Source organism: Nonomuraea sp. JJY05 (assembly GCF_043496855.1).
In the GTDB taxonomy this organism is placed as follows: domain Bacteria; phylum Actinomycetota; class Actinomycetes; order Streptosporangiales; family Streptosporangiaceae; genus Nonomuraea.
Window position 1 is genome coordinate 63308 of the sequence record NZ_JBIEIS010000057.1, and the last position, 13865, is coordinate 77172.

Here is a 13865-nt window from a genome sequence, read left to right on the forward strand (position 1 = left end):
CACCGCTCGCACCGCAGTCAGTCTCGTTACTCGTAGACCTCGCTCCGGTTGTTGACGATCTCGTCCAGCAGGGCAGTGGTGTCGGAGTACCGGCCTGCGGTTGTGCTGTTGAGCGGCTCGGCGAGGGTCGCGAAGGCGTACCTCACCGCTTCACCGACCGTGCGCGCCCCGAGTCTGCGGGAGAGCTCGGAGTCGATGCGGGTGGAGGCGTTGATCTGCCGCGCGGCCAGGTCGAGCAGCGTCGCCAGGAGCTGGAACCGCACCGGGCCCGGTTGCGGGCCACCCGCGTTCAGTACGGCTTCCGCCTCGGCGTTCTCCAGCTCCCCGTTGGCGGAGGCGTCGAACCGCTGATCGGTGGCTTGGACCCGGGCCAGCAACTCCCAGGTGCGCGCCTGCGGGTGGGTCTTCCAGTAGCCGTGTGAGCGCGGATCACGCGTCGGCGTGACCTCGGTGACTGTGGTGCTCGCGGAGGCCGTGACCGGGGGGAAGGTGCAGCCCTTGGCGTTGCCGTACACCACGGAGGCCGTGTCGGTCAGCCGCGCGCCGGCCGTGTACAGCAGGCTGGGTCTCGCCGTGAACTGCACGGCCAGCTCCTTGCCGCCGGCCAGGGCCTCCTGCGACCAGGTCAGGGTGGTTGTCCCGTCCGCGTTGCGCGTGACCTTGCTCGGCTTGGGACCGGATCCCCGGTCCAGGCTCTGGCTGTAGTAAACGTCGGCGGGCAGGGTGTCGGTGAGTATCACCCCGGTGGCGGTGCCGCTGCCGACGTTGGCGACCTGGAGGTCGATCTTCATCTCCTCACCGGCGTTCACCGTGGCGGACGCGGTCTTCTGCAGGGTGAGCCGGGGCGCGTGGACCCTGGTCGTGGCCTGAGCTGTGTTGTTGCCGGTATTCGCCTCGGCTCCGCCGCCCTCGTCCTTCGCGGTCGCCGTCGCCTTGTTGGTCAGCACGGCCGCGTCAGCGGTTTCGCACGGGATCTCGTAGGTGAAGGACTCCGTACTGGTGCCTTCCTCCCCGAGGTACGGCACCTGCCGCTTCTGGTCTGGGCCGGTGGGCGGACTGTCGACGACCTCGATCGAGGCTGCCGTTCCCGAGCCGATGTTCTCCAGCTTCACCTGGTACGTGAGGGTGTCACCGGGTTCGGCGTCCGCCTTGTCCGCGCTCTTGGCGACCTTGACGTCAGGGTCATAGCGGTTGAAGAAGGCCATCTCCTGGTGGATCACGGTGGTGAAGTCGAGTTCTCTGTCGGCGGAGCCGCCCGCCCCGGCGCAGGCCGGTGAACCGGCCGGGTAGGCACTGCAGGCCCAGCCCCTGGCGTCCGGAGATCCCGGCCCCCGGAACCTGATCGCCGACCAGTCGTCGTGATCGTGCAGGGTGGTCAACCCGTCCCTGCCGTTGATGTTCACGGGCACCGGGGTGGTTTCGAAGAGCGGCGCGTTGGTGCCTGGGGTGGTGCTGTCGTTCCAGTTGAGCGGCCCGTTGCCGCGCCCGGATCTGAGGAGCCGCGGCCCGGTGGGGACACGGCGGTTGTTGGTCCACCAGAAGGTGAAGTCGGTGCCGTCGGAGATGCCGCTGTTCTCCGCGAGGCTTCCCTCGACCAGCTGGGGCAGCCTTCCGTTCGAGAAGCCCAGCCGTACCGCGCCCTTCTGCCACTCGCGGAAGTGGTCGATCAGCAGCGGCGGCGGGCTGTTGGGGATGCCCGTCTGGAAGAAGTAGTTCATGACGCTGAGGTAGTTGGGCTTGTAGTGCTCGTTGGTATTGCCGCCGTGGCGCAGGGCCAGCGCGTGCCCGAGCTCATGCAGGAGGGTGCCCGCCTGGTCGACCTCGGTCCCGACCCTGGCGTCGGCGTCCCCCGTGCCGGGGGTGAGCACCTGAAGATCCGTCGGGTGCCCGCTGGTCGAATCGCAGCGGCCATTGTCTCCGACGAGGACCTGGTTGCCGTTGATCACGTCATCGCCTGAGCGGGTGGTCTGGAGCGTGGCGTCCCCTCGGTAGTCGAGACCGAAGTCCGCGACGCAGATGAGCCTCCACGTGCCGAGGGTGACGAGGAAGTCCTTGTTGTTGTCCCGGGTGGGTTCGCAGCATTCGCCGGAGGTGCCGGGGTCGTTGAAGGTGCTCCCGCCCTCGGTGCGGGTGAGGTCGTGAGCGAAGATCGTGTAGTGCGCGTAGGGCGCCAGCTCCGCTGGAAGGTTGACGGCGCGGGCGTTGCGGAAGTCGGCGTTGTTCTCCAGACCCATGAACGGCTGGTGAGGGATTCGCACGCCCGGCCGGTGGATGAAGCCGATGCCGTCTCGCCGAATTCCTCCGGGGTAGGGACAGGGGTTCGTCGCCTTGAACGGGGACGCGTCGAGCACATCGCGGACCAGCGTGACCGCGCCCGGCTTTATCTCGTGGGAGTGCCTGGTGGCGGGGGTGGCGTCGGCCATGAAGTCGGTCTGCAGGATCAGGTTCATCCGGCACGGATCGGCGCCCATCGCGGGAAGATCCGCGACCATCGCGCCCGTACGGTCACGGACGCCGTGGATCTCTACGGTGTCCGGGATGCCGTCCGCGTCGACGTCGTTGAGGACGCTGATGCCGAGCCGGGTGGCCCTGCCGTCGTTGGCCAGCGGATATCCGCCGTCGCCGTCGCCCTCGATGCAGCTCTGCCCCTTCGGCAGGCCGTTGGAGTGCCTGCAGGGCCTGCCGTACACGAAGGAGTCGTCATCCCCGGTCAGAGCGCCTGTCTTGAAGTTGTAGACAAGGTTCAGTTCGAGGTCGTTGTTCTTGGGGCTGATGTCCATCCGGTCGTCTTCGGTGTTCAGCCCGGAGTCCCAGTCCCACATCGCCACCGTGATGTCCACGGTGTCCTTGTCGCCGGGCAGATTCGCGTTGGTGAACACCCAGCCGTTCGGCGCCTCAGGCAGGCCCAGCGGCTCGAACTCGTCGTCCTCGATCCTCGGACCGGTCTCCACCGGGCCGTCGCCGATCTGCACTCTGGGGAAGTAGTCCCCATCCCCGAGGCCGCCGCCGTCTGGGTCCTCGACCTGGAAGAGGTAATCGATGGAGAAGGTCAGCGAACGGTTCGGGGCCGCCGTCGCCGCCGCGGACGGCATGGCCAGCGCCGGGGTGATGGATAAGAGCAGCGCTCCAAGCGTGCCGATCATCCACCCCCGGCGCCGGGTTCGCGCTCCACGTTCTACAAGGGTCGCCATGAACCGCATGGTCCTTTGGATGGGGACGAGGGCGCCTGAGTATGCCCTACTCAATCCCGTTCACGACGTACGATCCTGCGCGAAGGACTCGCTGGAGCGATGTCCCCATCGGACAGCGCTCCCGCGCCCTCGACGCCGTCGTCGCAGACATGTGGATGACGACCGCCAAGCTCTACGAACTGGCCCAGCGCCTGGCGGAGGCAGCGGTGGAGCCTCGGGCCCGGGAGGCGCTCGCCGCAGCGGAGCCGGCGCTCGGAAAGGCGTGCCGGGCCCTGTTCCAGCCGGGCCTGTAAGGCCTGTGGCGAAAGTGCTGGTAGGGAGCGTTTCATCGGCGTCGGATGGCAATCGGTGCGGTGTACCTCTGCTTCGCGGCAGTCGATGGTCAACCACCTGAGAAAAGGCGGTTTTCCAGCGCCCGAGGCAGCGGGTAGGCGCGCTCTGTGGGGATCAGCCGCTGGGCTCTTGCGCCCTGGCCGGTCTGTATCAGGGAGACAGCCTTGCGGACCTGCGGGGTGAGCTCCGTGAGGCTGACCACCCAGTCGTCGGTGAACGTGCGAATGAGATGGCGGCCGATGCCGACCTGGATGCTGTAATGGTTGAGCGCCGCCCCGCGTAGCGAGCGCTCGGGGTCCCACTGGACATGCACGGCCGCCTGCGCCACGGCTGCTGGGTCTGCTGTCGTGAGCACGGCCTGGGACAGGGCCTCCTCCCATCCCTCGCGCGTTATCCGCACCGCGAGAATGCGCTCCTGACCGGGTTTGCGGGCCCAGTTGCTGCGGTGCATGAGCCACATGAACGACGGCTTGATCCACGTCATCCGGTGAAATGAGAACGGCGCGACGAAGCGGCCCGCCTGCAGCGCCGCATCAGCGATGGCGGGCGAGTACGCCTGGTAGACCACAATCGTGCGAGTGTCGTAGTCGGCACGAATTTGATATTGGGGTGCCATGAATCGCACCCTGCCATCCGTTCTATTGGCCTCGCGAGCCGTTTTCTCTGCCAGTGACCCGGAGCCGGTTGCAAAAACGTCGCGTCGGCCCGGCCGGCACCCCTCCCCTGCCACTATCCTGCGCCTGCTTGGGCGCGCGGCGAACTGTTCGCGGCGATGGGCGTGCTCGGCTTCGGCTTCGGCGGCTTCTCGGCCGCGATGCCCGGCGTCATCCTGGCCGTCACTCCCAAGAGCGAGACGTCGAGCGCCATGAGCTTCAACTACGTCGTCCGCAGCGTCGGTACTCCCGTGGCATTCGTCACATGTGTCCCACCCCGGATGGTGTGCCATCATGGGTATCGTCACTTCGACGATAAGGGGTGTGCCATGACCGCGCAGCGCCATCGGCGGCCTGATCCTCGCCGCGGGCACCGGCCCGGCCACCTCTTCCCCGACGACAGCGCCTACACCACCGCGGTGCTGGTCGGCATCGGCGCCATGGCGATCACGACGCTGACAAGCCTCGCTCTCGCCCGCCGACGCTCGTCCGAGACCAACCCGTAAGTCAGATGCACTCATCCCAACACTGGAGGTTCCATGCCCAAGGGCTACTGGGTCAGCGTTTACCGCACCATTTCAGACCCCGAGAAGCTGGCTGCCTACAACAAGCTGGCCCGTCCGGCCGTCAAGGCCGGGGGCGGTCGAGTCCTCGTCCGTGGCGGTCGGGTCGTGGCGCATGACGCCGGAATCGCCGAGCGCACCGTCCTGATCGAGTTCGACAGCTTCGAGCAGGCCGTCGCGGTGCGCGAGAGTGCGGCCTACCAGGAGGCGCTGGTCGCCCTCTCCGACGGCGTCGAGCGCGACTTCCGCATCGTCGAAGGCATCGACTGACCGAGGTCCAGTCGGATCTTCACTGAAGATCCACCATCTTGGTTTCGCTGGTGTGGCGGGGTTCGTGGGTGCTCGTGCTGGTCGTGGGCGGCTTTCTTCGGTCTTGATCGTCTGTCAGCGGTCGAGTTCGAGGTTCGTCAGGACGAGCAGGGCGCGGAGCAGGCTGGTGGCGCACCAGGATCGAACCGCCGACCAGTGGCCAGGTGGAACAGGTCGTCAATTCTGGGTGCCGCCGTTTCGAGGAGGCCTTCGCCGAGCAGGTGATGGCGTGGCTCGGGCCGGCCGTGTGCGCCCGGCTGGAGGAGTTGCTGGGGCGGCCGCACGTGCTGGCCGAGTTGAAGGCCGACCCTGGGCCGCTGGGGCCGGACACCCTGCTGGTGGAGATCGGCAAGCTGGCGACCGCTCGCTCCCTGAGGACTGGGCGAGGCGGTGTTCGCCGAGATCTCCGATCAGATCGTGGCAGCGTGGCGGGACCGGGCGATGCGGATGTATCCCTCGGATTTCGCGGCCTGCTCGGCGCCGGTGCGCTACACGCTGCTGGCGGCGTTGTGCTGGACGCGGCAGGCCGAGCTGGTGGACGGGCTGGTGGAGTTGCTGATCGGGCTGATTCACCGGATCAACGCGCGCGCCGAGCGGCGGGTGGAGGAGGAGTTGATCGGTCAGCTCGCCCCGGTGCCCGGCAAGCGCGGCGTCTTCACCAAGCTGGTGAACGCCGCGCTGAGCAAGCCCGATGAGACGGTCCGGCAGGTGGTCTTCCCTGCGGTGCCGGGCAGGGAGAAGACGCTGCGGGCGCTGGCCAAGGAGCTGATGGCCACCGAGCGCGTGGTCGCCGAGCGGCTTGAACCGCGGGTAGGCGGTCTTGTCGATCGAGGCCATCAGGCACAGCCTTCCCCAGCAGCCCCGATCACCACAGAATGGGTCGTACTGTAGCCGACCGAACACAATGCGCGAGACGGAACTCGCATGTTAGAGCCGACACTCCTCCGGTCCCCGAGAGGCGGCTTCCGAGACTAGGCGCCAACCGTCGCGGGAAGACGGCGCCGGGAATCGAGTACCCCCAACCCGGACCTGCGGCGGATATGCCCCGACGTTCTCACGATCGACTCATGGCCGGTTTTACCCGTATCTCGGCTGGACCCGCTCTCCGGCTGGCGTGCTGCTGCCCTCGGCCACGTGGCTCCTTGTCTCAGGTGGGATGCCTGTTGAGCAGCTACATATCGCATTTGCTGGCGGTCAGGGCAGCTCAGCCGCTGGTCCTGAGCGCTGAATGGCGGAATTCGTGCAAGTCCCAGCCCGTGCCGGGGCCCTTCAACGCGGTGTGCTCATCCAGCAGGGCGCGGGCCTGGCCATAGGACAGGCGGGCCATGCCGGTGTCGGGACAGACGTCGCGAGGGCTGATGACCTTGCCAGGGCCGGGGCGGCGGTGGGTGATGAAGACCGGGCCGCGGGTGCGACCTTTGAGCAGGCGGGGCAGCAGCCGGGCGGTGTCGGCGTCCCAGTAGACGGTTTCCAGCACGAAGTCCTCGCGTGCCTGGCCGCGGCGGCGGGTTTTGGCGTGGGCGCCCTTGGCCTTGGCCCGTGCCTGGCGGGCGGTCAGGTCCAGGTCCTCGATGTTGAGGGTGAGGATCTCCTCGGCCCGGGCGGCGGTCTCGTACAGGAGGCGGCAGAGGGTTTTCTGCCGGATGCCGACGTCGCGGCGGGCGATCAGCCGGTCGATCGCGGTCTGGGAGCGGGCGGGAGTCTGGCTGTCGGGTGCGGCCAGCCGCCGGGCCCAGGCGGGCACGGCGGGGGCGGCATGGCCGTGGTCGCGGCACCAGGCCAGCCAGAACAGTACGGCGGCGCGCCGGGCATTCCAGGTGTTGACCGCCGCGCCTCCCCACAGCGCCTCCAGGGCCTCGCCGATCTCGTCGTCGGCCACCGCCGCAAGCGGGCGGTGCTCGCCGAGCCGCAGCGCGATCTTGCCGACGCCGGCGGCGTAGGCACGCACGGTGTTGGGGTTGGCCACGGTGTCGAGGAAGGCGCCAGCCGCAGCGCGGACCGTCAGACGCTGGCCTGTCGGCAGTTGCGCCACGACGGGCACCACGTCCTCCTTGCCACAGATAACAGGGCCGCTTCACGCGCCGCCCACTGAACGTCACCGCAGGTCGCGATCAGCGGCACCACAGATAATGAACACCTACGAAACACGCCTCGCGGCGGGGCGCGTCCAGGGCGAACACTGTTTCATAGGTCGATGCAAACAGGAAGCTGCCCCGCCTGCTGGCCGGCCGCACCACCGGGCCGGTGTTCCTGGCCGACCGGCGCGCCCCCACCTCCGGAGCCCGCACCCCTGCCGCTGGCGACATCTGCCCGCTCACCCGGCGCGGCCGGCTGTCCTACCCGCGGGCGGAATACCTGTTCAAGACCGCCACCGCGAAGCTCGACCCACACCGGCAGGGGTGGACCCTGCACCAGCTTCGCCATTCGGCGCTCCAGCATCTCGCGCAAGCCGGACGCACCGCACCCGAACTGCAGGCCAAGAGCCGCCACCAGCACCTGGCCAGCCTCGGCCGCTACGTACGACTCGGCGAAGAGGCCTCCGCCCGCATCACCGCCGAAGCCGACCCCGCCCAGCTCCGTCGTCCCCGCTGACTCCACGCTCCGCAGTGGACCACATAGAGGTCACGAGCCGTCCCGCGCCAACACCACACCAGTCTCATAAAGATCGTTCTCATCGATAACGGCTGTCCGCCGGTTCCTCAGCCCTGGGATGCACCGGAAGGGCTCTCGGAGTGCAGGGCCAAACGGCATGCGTATCTGGCTCCAACGCCGCCCGTCCCAGCGCCCGACGATGCCCAGGTGGTCGCGGCAATCCGCACCGGCCCAGTAACAGTCATAGTCGGCGGCCTGGCACGTCCCAACGGCCCAGGCATCATCGGGGCCGGTCGCGGCCACGCCGTGGAGGTAGATGAAACTGCGGCCACCCCCGGCCCGGCGTGACAGGCCAGCTCGCCGGGGGGTATGACCCGCCAGCCAGGATGCGGCGCCATGGCGGTGAGCGACGAATCCGGCTGTAAGGCCTCTTCGAGGTGCCCCGTCGCGGTGGATGGGGTCGATCGGACGGGAGAGGCGACGACAGCCCCCGCCACCACGACCAGGACCAGCCGCGTCCATGCCCCCCACTGACCAAGATTCATACCACGTCACACTAGGGTGTGCCGCCTTGATAATCGGGTCGCGGAGCCAGATCCTGATCGAGGCCACGTCGGTGGTGTGTCATGGTAGACGCTCTGGCGTTTGTCGGTGCGAAGGGCCACCGCCCGGTAACCCTCCAGCTTTGTTGATACACCACTCGGCGGCTACGTCCGCTGGCGCAACGCGCGCAACCGAAAACCTGCTTCGCCGCCAGCTCAACCATCCGTAGCTGGACCAGCTACCCGGCCAAGGTTGTGTGACGGGCCACTAGCCGACGACGACGGCGTACAGGGCGAATCCGAGCGCGATCCCGGCGACCGCCGCCGCGAGGTGGACGACCAGGGAACTCGATGAGCGCTTCTTCGCGTCTACCCCGTACGGCAGGCGGACAAAGTACACGATGAAGGCCAGGCCGATGAGCGCCGGGATACCGAAGGCGAACAGGGTGCTGGTCACGGCGAGACCCACGGATCCGGAGCCGATCATAGGCTCGGCGAACCAGCCGGCTTGGGAGATGGCGAACAGGCCGATGATGAGCGGCATCACCCGAAGCCCGGCGGGCGTGCGGTAGATCCGGTAGAGCACCATGGACGCCGGTCCTGCGACGTAGGCGAACCACAGAAGCGCCGTGGTGCCGTCAGGGAGATGCGGATCGAAGACGACGCCCCTGGCGTGCGGGTGCGAGGTCCACTCCGCGCCCGCCCAGCACAAGTTGATGACGACCAAGGCAGAGACGACAGTGGCGACCATGACGAACGTGCCGGCGAGCCGAAGCCCCGATCCTCCCTTGGTCGAGTCCGCGTTCGGCAACCTGCTGCGCATGCTCACCACGATCCCAGTCGACGACGATCAGGCCCGCTCCAGACTACGGGTCGGGCGTTCAGGATCGCTGCCGGGCCGGGATCCGGCGGCGTCGACCATCATCGTGCGCGAGAACTGACGGAGCGTTACCACCGACCGCATCTCCTGCTCCAGCCTGCGCGTGGCCGCCTGAGCGCAGTGCTGTCACCGAACGTGTCACCAGCCCCGAACGAGCAACGTATCTCCTGATCAGGGAGGCCGGTGGTCCTGCAGCTACAAGCCCACATTCCGCATGGCGTTGTCTCGCCATCGGTCGACAGCGCGGATGTAGCGAAGCACCACAGGTGAGGCTGGGGCCCAGCGGCCGTGTTTGGCGATGACGGCGACTGGCACGCCGGCGGCGTAGGCGACGGTGGCGCCGCCGGCGCGCAGGCTGTGCGCGGTGACGCTGTCGCCGGAGGCTACGCCGGCGCGGACGGCCAGGTCGCGGACGATGACGTTGACGGCGTCAGCGCCCAGTGACGGCCCGACGGTGCCGTGCCGATTGATGCGGCGCAGCAGTCGGCCTGTGGTGTGCCCGGCCTGGTCGAGAACGCCCAGCCAGTCGCGCCAGGCGGCGACCGGGTCGGTGAGCGGGTGGCTGCCCCGGGGGATGGCGATGATCTCGCCGGTCGAGTCCTTGTCGGTCTTGGATGTGCGGATGACCACCTCCAGGCCGTCGGCGACCTCCCGCACGTCCTCCCGGGTGAGCGCCACCAGTTCGCTGCGGCGGCCCATCAGCGCCAGGCCGAGCACGAGCAGCAGCCGGTCGCGCAGGCCGATCGAGGTGGTCAGGTCGCAGGCGGTGACCATGGCGCGCAGCGCGTCGATCGTGATCGGTGGGGCCTCGCGTTGGCCGCGTCCGCCGTTCTCGGCGCGGTGGCGCTTGTAGGCGCGCAGGGCAAGCCGGGCGGCCTCGGTGGCGGGCTGATTGATGTGGCCGGACAGGCGGTGCATGGTGCGCACCGCGGCGAGGGCCTGTTCGATGCTGGCAGGGGCCTGTCCGGCGGCGCACAGCTGGGCGGTGTATTCGGCCAGGGTTGCGCCGGTGGCGGGCAGCGCGATGCGGTTCTGGGCCGTGCACCAGGCGGTGAAGGCGGCCCATTGGCGGGCGTAGGCGCGGCGCGTGTTGGCGGGCACGCCGTCGGCGATGAGGCGCCGGGTGTCGGCGCTCAGCGCGTGGTCGGCGGCGGTATGGGCGACGCCCTTTTCTGGAGTCACGGAAATCAGCGGGTGCTCGCCCGCCACCGCCGGCCGCTCACCCTCACTCATGTCGGTTTGTCCCCTTCCCGGAAGCGCTTGCCTGATCAATCCTGACCCGCGATAAGGAAGGTTATCACGGGTCAGCTGATTACATTGGATCGTTTCCGAACGTACGGAAATGCTGCGTTCGAACGCTGCGAACGGTAATCTGTGGGACTGTGGCAGACGATCAGGAAACTGTGACGGTGGACACCGCGGTCGAGAGCGGCGAGACGGCCGGAAATGACAAAGCCGGGACGGAGCCGGAGCCGCGGTGCGCCGGCCCCGGCTGCGCCAAGGCCTTGCCGGGGCGCAGCAGCCGCGCCAAGTACTGCAGCGACGCCTGCCGGGCGGCGGCCTACCGGGCGCGAACCACCGCGCACGCCGCCCCCGTGGCCAACGCCCTGCTGCGCGCTCAGGATCTGCTCGCGCCGCTGCTGGCCGCCGGTGAGCAGTGGCGGGCAGCCCAGGAGGCCCTGGGTAGCCAGCTGGCCGAGCTGAGCAGCGGCGCGCTGGCCCAGGTCGAGGCTGCCGAGCAGGCCGCCGAGGAGGCCCGCGCCGCCGCGGCGGCCGCCGAGCAGCGCGCCGTGACCGCCGTCAACACCGCCGCTGCCCGGATCGCCGCAGCCGAACAGAAGCGTTCACAGGCCGAGAGTGCGCGCGACCGTGCCGAGGAACGCGAGCAGGACGCCTGGCGACAGGTCGGCGAGCACCAAAACGCACGCGCCCAAGCCGAGCAGGCCGCCGCCGACGCTGCTGCCGAGCAGCACCGGGCCGAGACGGACCGGGACGCCGCCCGGCAGCGGTCCGACCAGCTCGCCGAGCTGCACACCGCCACCGCCGCCCGACTCGCCGAACTTGAGCAGCAGGCCGACGCCGGGCGACGCGAGCTCGCTGACCTCCGTCGACAGCGGCAGGAGCAGGAGGCCCGGATCCGCGAGGTCGAGCAGGAGCGCGAGCAGGCCCGCGGTACCGCGGCAGCGCGCGCCGAAGAGGCCGATCGGCTCCGTGTGACGTTGGCTGCAGAACAACAGCGGAGAGAGCAGGCGGTCACCGCGGCCGCTGTGGCCGAGCAGGCTCTCAAGGCCGCCGCCCAGGCCCGAGACGTCGCCGCCGCTGAGGCCGACCGGCTGCGCACCGAACTCACGAACGCCACCAGCGCGCTGCAGGCCGCACAACAGCAGCGCGAGGAGGCCATGACCGCCGCCGCCGTGGCGCAGGCTCTGCTGCACGAGCAGGAGACGTCCCGCCTGCCCGGACCCGTCGGTTCCGTTACAGGTCATCCCGCTCGCGCCGCGGACATCACCGTACCGGCACACCCATCAACCGATCGCGCTCCCGCCGCTGCCGACCCCATGACAGACGACGCGTCGCCGGACACCCCGCAGCGCACGGAGGGACGGCTGACCGAGCAGAACCCATGACGGCCCGGAACTCCTATAGCTCCGGCGAGCCGCCACTCAGTTGGTCAATGGGTACGGCGGCGGGGTGCCAGGACGTCGGTGACCTTGACGATGGCTTCGGCGCCGGGTTGGACCTAGCGCATGGCGGTGCGGGGGTTCTTGTGGCGGGTCTTGCCCATGATGAGCTGCAGCGGGATCTCGGCGTCGCCGAGGTGGGTGGCGGCGCTGTGGCGCAGCTGGTGCAGATCCAGCCCGGCGTACTTGTCCAGCAGGACGCGAGCGCGGTCGTAGCCCAGGCGAGCGCGGCCGGTGTGCGGGCAGATGTCGGCGGGCGGCCGGACGGCGGGCGGGGACCGGACACCGGCCAGGAACAGCGGACCGTGGCTGCGCGTGCTGCCGTCCGGGAGCCGGAGTAGTCGGGGCAGCAGAAGGGCGGTGCCGCTGTGCCAGTACACCCACTCGACGGCGCCGCCTTTGGAGCGGACGGGGGCGGCGGTGCTCCAGGTCGAGGTCTTCGCCGTTCAGCGCCAGAATCTCCGCGACTCTGGCCGCCGTTTCATAGAGCATCCGCCACAGGTCTTCTCCCGCAGCGGGATGTCGCGGCGGGACAGCAGCCAGTGGGTGGATGGTGGTCTTGGCGAGCGCGCGGGTCTCATCGGCGCTTTCCTTGCGGCGTTCGGCGTCGGCTGGCACCGAGGGGGCGGCCCGGTGCTTCTTGGCCTGGCACCAGGTGAGCCAGGAGCTGATGGCGGCGCGGTTGCGGTTCCATGTCGCCGGCGCGCATCGGCCTCACAGCTCGTTGAGCGCGGCGCCGATCTCGGTGTCGGCCACCTCGGCGAGCGGACGGTCTCGGCCGAGCAGGGCGGTGACGCGGTCGATGGCCGAGGGCGTAGGCGCGGTGGGTGTTGGGGTTGGCCATTCGCGGGGTGGCGAGGAAGGCGTCGGCGGCCGCGGCGAGGCTGACGCCTTCACCACGCAGAGCGGTGATCTTCGGCGCGGTGGTCATGCCGGGCGGCGATCGCTGTGTCGGCGCGGGTGATGTATCGGAGTCGCGCACCGTCCCGGCGAGGGGTTCTCCTGCTCGCCGCGCCGTCATGATCGCTCATGTACGGGATAATAGATCATTATCACGTACATGATGTGGGCCAATGACCCTCGAATGTACTTCCTAGCAGCCGGTTAATGACGGGCAGATAATCGACTCGCGCGTCAGCGGGAATGCCGGTCTAATACCGCCATGCGCATCACCACGGAAACGTGCACCGACGGCATCCGCGAGCAACTCTTCACCATTGGAGACATCCCTGGGGTGCTCTGGACGCCCGCCGAGGGCACCGGTCCCCGCCCACTGGTCCTGATCGGGCATGGCGGCGGCCAGCACAAGAAGGGATGGGAGGTCGTCTCCCGGGCCTTCCCCTACGTCACCTCCTGCGGCTTCGCGGTCGCCGCGATCGACGCCCCAGGTACCGGCGACAGGCCGGAACACCGGGAAATCCGGCGGCTCGTCACACTCATCCAGGAACAAGAGGCCGCGGGCGAGCCCTTCCGGTCCTGCCCGGAGTGGCCCGCCCTCAACGAAACCGTGGCGGCGCAGCTCATCCCCGACTGGCAGACCACCCTCGACGCGCTCCAGAAACTGGATTCCGTCGGCGACAGCCGGCCCGTCGGGTACTACGGTCTGTCCCAGGGCGGTGAGATGGGCATCCGCCTCGTCGCGGCTGAACCTCGGATCACAGCCGCCGTCTTGGGCCTCGTCGGAAGCGACTGGCTCATTGACATCGCGGCGCGGATCACGATCCCGGTCGAGTTCGTACTGCAGTGGGACGATGAAGGCAACCCGCGGGACTCGGTCATGAAGCTGTTCGACGCACTCGGCTCCGCCGAGAAAACCCTGCATGCCAACCCCGGCGGCCACTTCCGAATCCCGTCTTTCGAAATCGACAGCTCGGTCCGATTCTTCGCTCGGCACCTGAGTACAGCGGTCTGAAAGTCTGAGGTGACACGGCGTGGTTGCGTGCTCGCGGCGGGGTTCGGGAGTATGCCGGTGGGATGCGTTATCCGGATAGTGGTGGTCTGACAGTGATGATGTAGATGAGCGCTTCCCGCCAGGGTTTGACCCATGGACTGACTGACCTCTGGGTCCTCAACGGGATCTGTCGACCCTGGCCGGGAAGCGCTCATGTGCACTCACCGGAC

Annotated in this window: 15 protein-coding genes; 8 read left to right on the forward strand and 7 right to left on the reverse strand. The window is 68.7% G+C overall.

Features of this window, described 5'->3' with window-relative positions:
• Positions 1-26: 26 nt before the first annotated feature.
• Positions 27-3191 (reverse strand): hypothetical protein, encoded by a 3165-nt coding sequence (locus ACFKCF_RS53400; RefSeq protein WP_394504070.1) that lies wholly within the window; start codon positions 3189-3191, stop codon positions 27-29.
• A gap of 149 nt (positions 3192-3340) precedes the next feature.
• Here ACFKCF_RS53400 and ACFKCF_RS53405 point away from each other — a divergent pair, with 149 nt between their 5' ends.
• The gene (locus ACFKCF_RS53405) at positions 3341-3484 is read left to right on the forward strand and encodes a hypothetical protein (protein WP_394504071.1); all 144 of its coding nucleotides are present in this window, start codon (positions 3341-3343) and stop codon (positions 3482-3484) included.
• An 89-nt stretch (positions 3485-3573) separates the two neighbouring features.
• Here the strand turns inward: ACFKCF_RS53405 and ACFKCF_RS53410 are convergent, their stop codons facing one another.
• A complete protein-coding gene (locus ACFKCF_RS53410; RefSeq protein ID WP_394504073.1) occupies positions 3574-4140 on the reverse strand; it encodes a DUF4291 domain-containing protein in 567 nt (188 codons plus the stop codon).
• Between the two features lie 156 nt (positions 4141-4296).
• On the opposite strand from ACFKCF_RS53410, the gene ACFKCF_RS53415 reads away from it, so the two are divergent.
• The 3 genes from ACFKCF_RS53415 to ACFKCF_RS53425 all read left to right on the forward strand — a co-directional run bounded on the left by ACFKCF_RS53415 (position 4297) and on the right by ACFKCF_RS53425 (position 5940).
• Positions 4297-4683 carry a hypothetical protein gene (locus ACFKCF_RS53415; protein ID WP_394504074.1) on the forward strand — a complete coding sequence of 129 codons (387 nt, stop codon included), beginning with the start codon at positions 4297-4299 and terminating at the stop codon, positions 4681-4683.
• 33 nt (positions 4684-4716) lie between these two features.
• Entirely contained in the window at positions 4717-5010 is a 294-nt protein-coding gene (locus ACFKCF_RS53420; RefSeq protein ID WP_394504076.1) for a DUF1330 domain-containing protein, read from the forward strand.
• Positions 5011-5439: 429 nt separating this feature from the next.
• Positions 5440-5940: a hypothetical protein gene (locus ACFKCF_RS53425; RefSeq protein ID WP_394504078.1), complete on the forward strand. Its 501-nt coding sequence runs from the start codon at positions 5440-5442 to the stop codon at positions 5938-5940.
• A 313-nt stretch (positions 5941-6253) separates the two neighbouring features.
• Here the strand turns inward: ACFKCF_RS53425 and ACFKCF_RS53430 are convergent, their stop codons facing one another.
• A complete protein-coding gene (locus tag ACFKCF_RS53430) occupies positions 6254-7090 on the reverse strand; it encodes a site-specific integrase (protein ID WP_394504079.1) in 837 nt (278 codons plus the stop codon).
• 203 nt (positions 7091-7293) lie between these two features.
• Between ACFKCF_RS53430 and ACFKCF_RS53435 the strand changes: the two genes are divergently transcribed.
• A complete protein-coding gene (locus ACFKCF_RS53435; protein ID WP_394504081.1) occupies positions 7294-7641 on the forward strand; it encodes a hypothetical protein in 348 nt (115 codons plus the stop codon).
• An 810-nt stretch (positions 7642-8451) separates the two neighbouring features.
• Here ACFKCF_RS53435 and ACFKCF_RS53440 read toward each other — a convergent pair.
• The gene (locus ACFKCF_RS53440; RefSeq protein WP_394504083.1) at positions 8452-8910 is read right to left on the reverse strand and encodes a hypothetical protein; all 459 of its coding nucleotides are present in this window, start codon (positions 8908-8910) and stop codon (positions 8452-8454) included.
• 22 nt (positions 8911-8932) lie between these two features.
• Here ACFKCF_RS53440 and ACFKCF_RS53445 point away from each other — a divergent pair, with 22 nt between their 5' ends.
• Positions 8933-9124, forward strand: coding sequence for a hypothetical protein (locus ACFKCF_RS53445; protein ID WP_394504085.1), 192 nt, complete (start codon positions 8933-8935; stop codon positions 9122-9124).
• Positions 9125-9258: 134 nt separating this feature from the next.
• Here the strand turns inward: ACFKCF_RS53445 and ACFKCF_RS53450 are convergent, their stop codons facing one another.
• A complete protein-coding gene (locus ACFKCF_RS53450) occupies positions 9259-10296 on the reverse strand; it encodes a tyrosine-type recombinase/integrase (protein ID WP_394504086.1) in 1038 nt (345 codons plus the stop codon).
• Positions 10297-10472: 176 nt separating this feature from the next.
• Here ACFKCF_RS53450 and ACFKCF_RS53455 point away from each other — a divergent pair, with 176 nt between their 5' ends.
• Positions 10473-11690: a hypothetical protein gene (locus tag ACFKCF_RS53455; protein ID WP_394504088.1), complete on the forward strand. Its 1218-nt coding sequence runs from the start codon at positions 10473-10475 to the stop codon at positions 11688-11690.
• A gap of 113 nt (positions 11691-11803) precedes the next feature.
• Here the strand turns inward: ACFKCF_RS53455 and ACFKCF_RS53460 are convergent, their stop codons facing one another.
• The gene (locus tag ACFKCF_RS53460) at positions 11804-12124 is read right to left on the reverse strand and encodes a hypothetical protein (protein ID WP_394504090.1); all 321 of its coding nucleotides are present in this window, start codon (positions 12122-12124) and stop codon (positions 11804-11806) included.
• 334 nt (positions 12125-12458) lie between these two features.
• Positions 12459-12644: a hypothetical protein gene (locus ACFKCF_RS53465; RefSeq protein ID WP_394504091.1), complete on the reverse strand. Its 186-nt coding sequence runs from the start codon at positions 12642-12644 to the stop codon at positions 12459-12461.
• A 262-nt stretch (positions 12645-12906) separates the two neighbouring features.
• On the opposite strand from ACFKCF_RS53465, the gene ACFKCF_RS53470 reads away from it, so the two are divergent.
• A complete protein-coding gene (locus ACFKCF_RS53470) occupies positions 12907-13656 on the forward strand; it encodes a dienelactone hydrolase family protein (RefSeq protein WP_394504093.1) in 750 nt (249 codons plus the stop codon).
• Positions 13657-13865: the final 209 nt, after the last annotated feature.

Excerpts from the sequence above, each read along its gene's own strand:
- ACFKCF_RS53470 (WP_394504093.1), top strand. The coding sequence starts at position 12,907 with ATGCGCATCACCACGGAAACGTGCACCGACGGCATCCGCGAGCAACTC.
- ACFKCF_RS53405 (WP_394504071.1), top strand. The coding sequence starts at position 3,341 with ATGTGGATGACGACCGCCAAGCTCTACGAACTGGCCCAGCGCCTGGCG.
- ACFKCF_RS53450 (WP_394504086.1), bottom strand. The coding sequence starts at position 10,296 with ATGAGTGAGGGTGAGCGGCCGGCGGTGGCGGGCGAGCACCCGCTGATT.
- ACFKCF_RS53445 (WP_394504085.1), top strand. The coding sequence starts at position 8,933 with ATGACGAACGTGCCGGCGAGCCGAAGCCCCGATCCTCCCTTGGTCGAG.
- ACFKCF_RS53420 (WP_394504076.1), top strand. The coding sequence starts at position 4,717 with ATGCCCAAGGGCTACTGGGTCAGCGTTTACCGCACCATTTCAGACCCC.
- ACFKCF_RS53410 (WP_394504073.1), bottom strand. The coding sequence starts at position 4,140 with ATGGCACCCCAATATCAAATTCGTGCCGACTACGACACTCGCACGATT.
- ACFKCF_RS53415 (WP_394504074.1), top strand. The coding sequence starts at position 4,297 with ATGGGCGTGCTCGGCTTCGGCTTCGGCGGCTTCTCGGCCGCGATGCCC.
- ACFKCF_RS53400 (WP_394504070.1), bottom strand. The coding sequence starts at position 3,191 with ATGGCGACCCTTGTAGAACGTGGAGCGCGAACCCGGCGCCGGGGGTGG.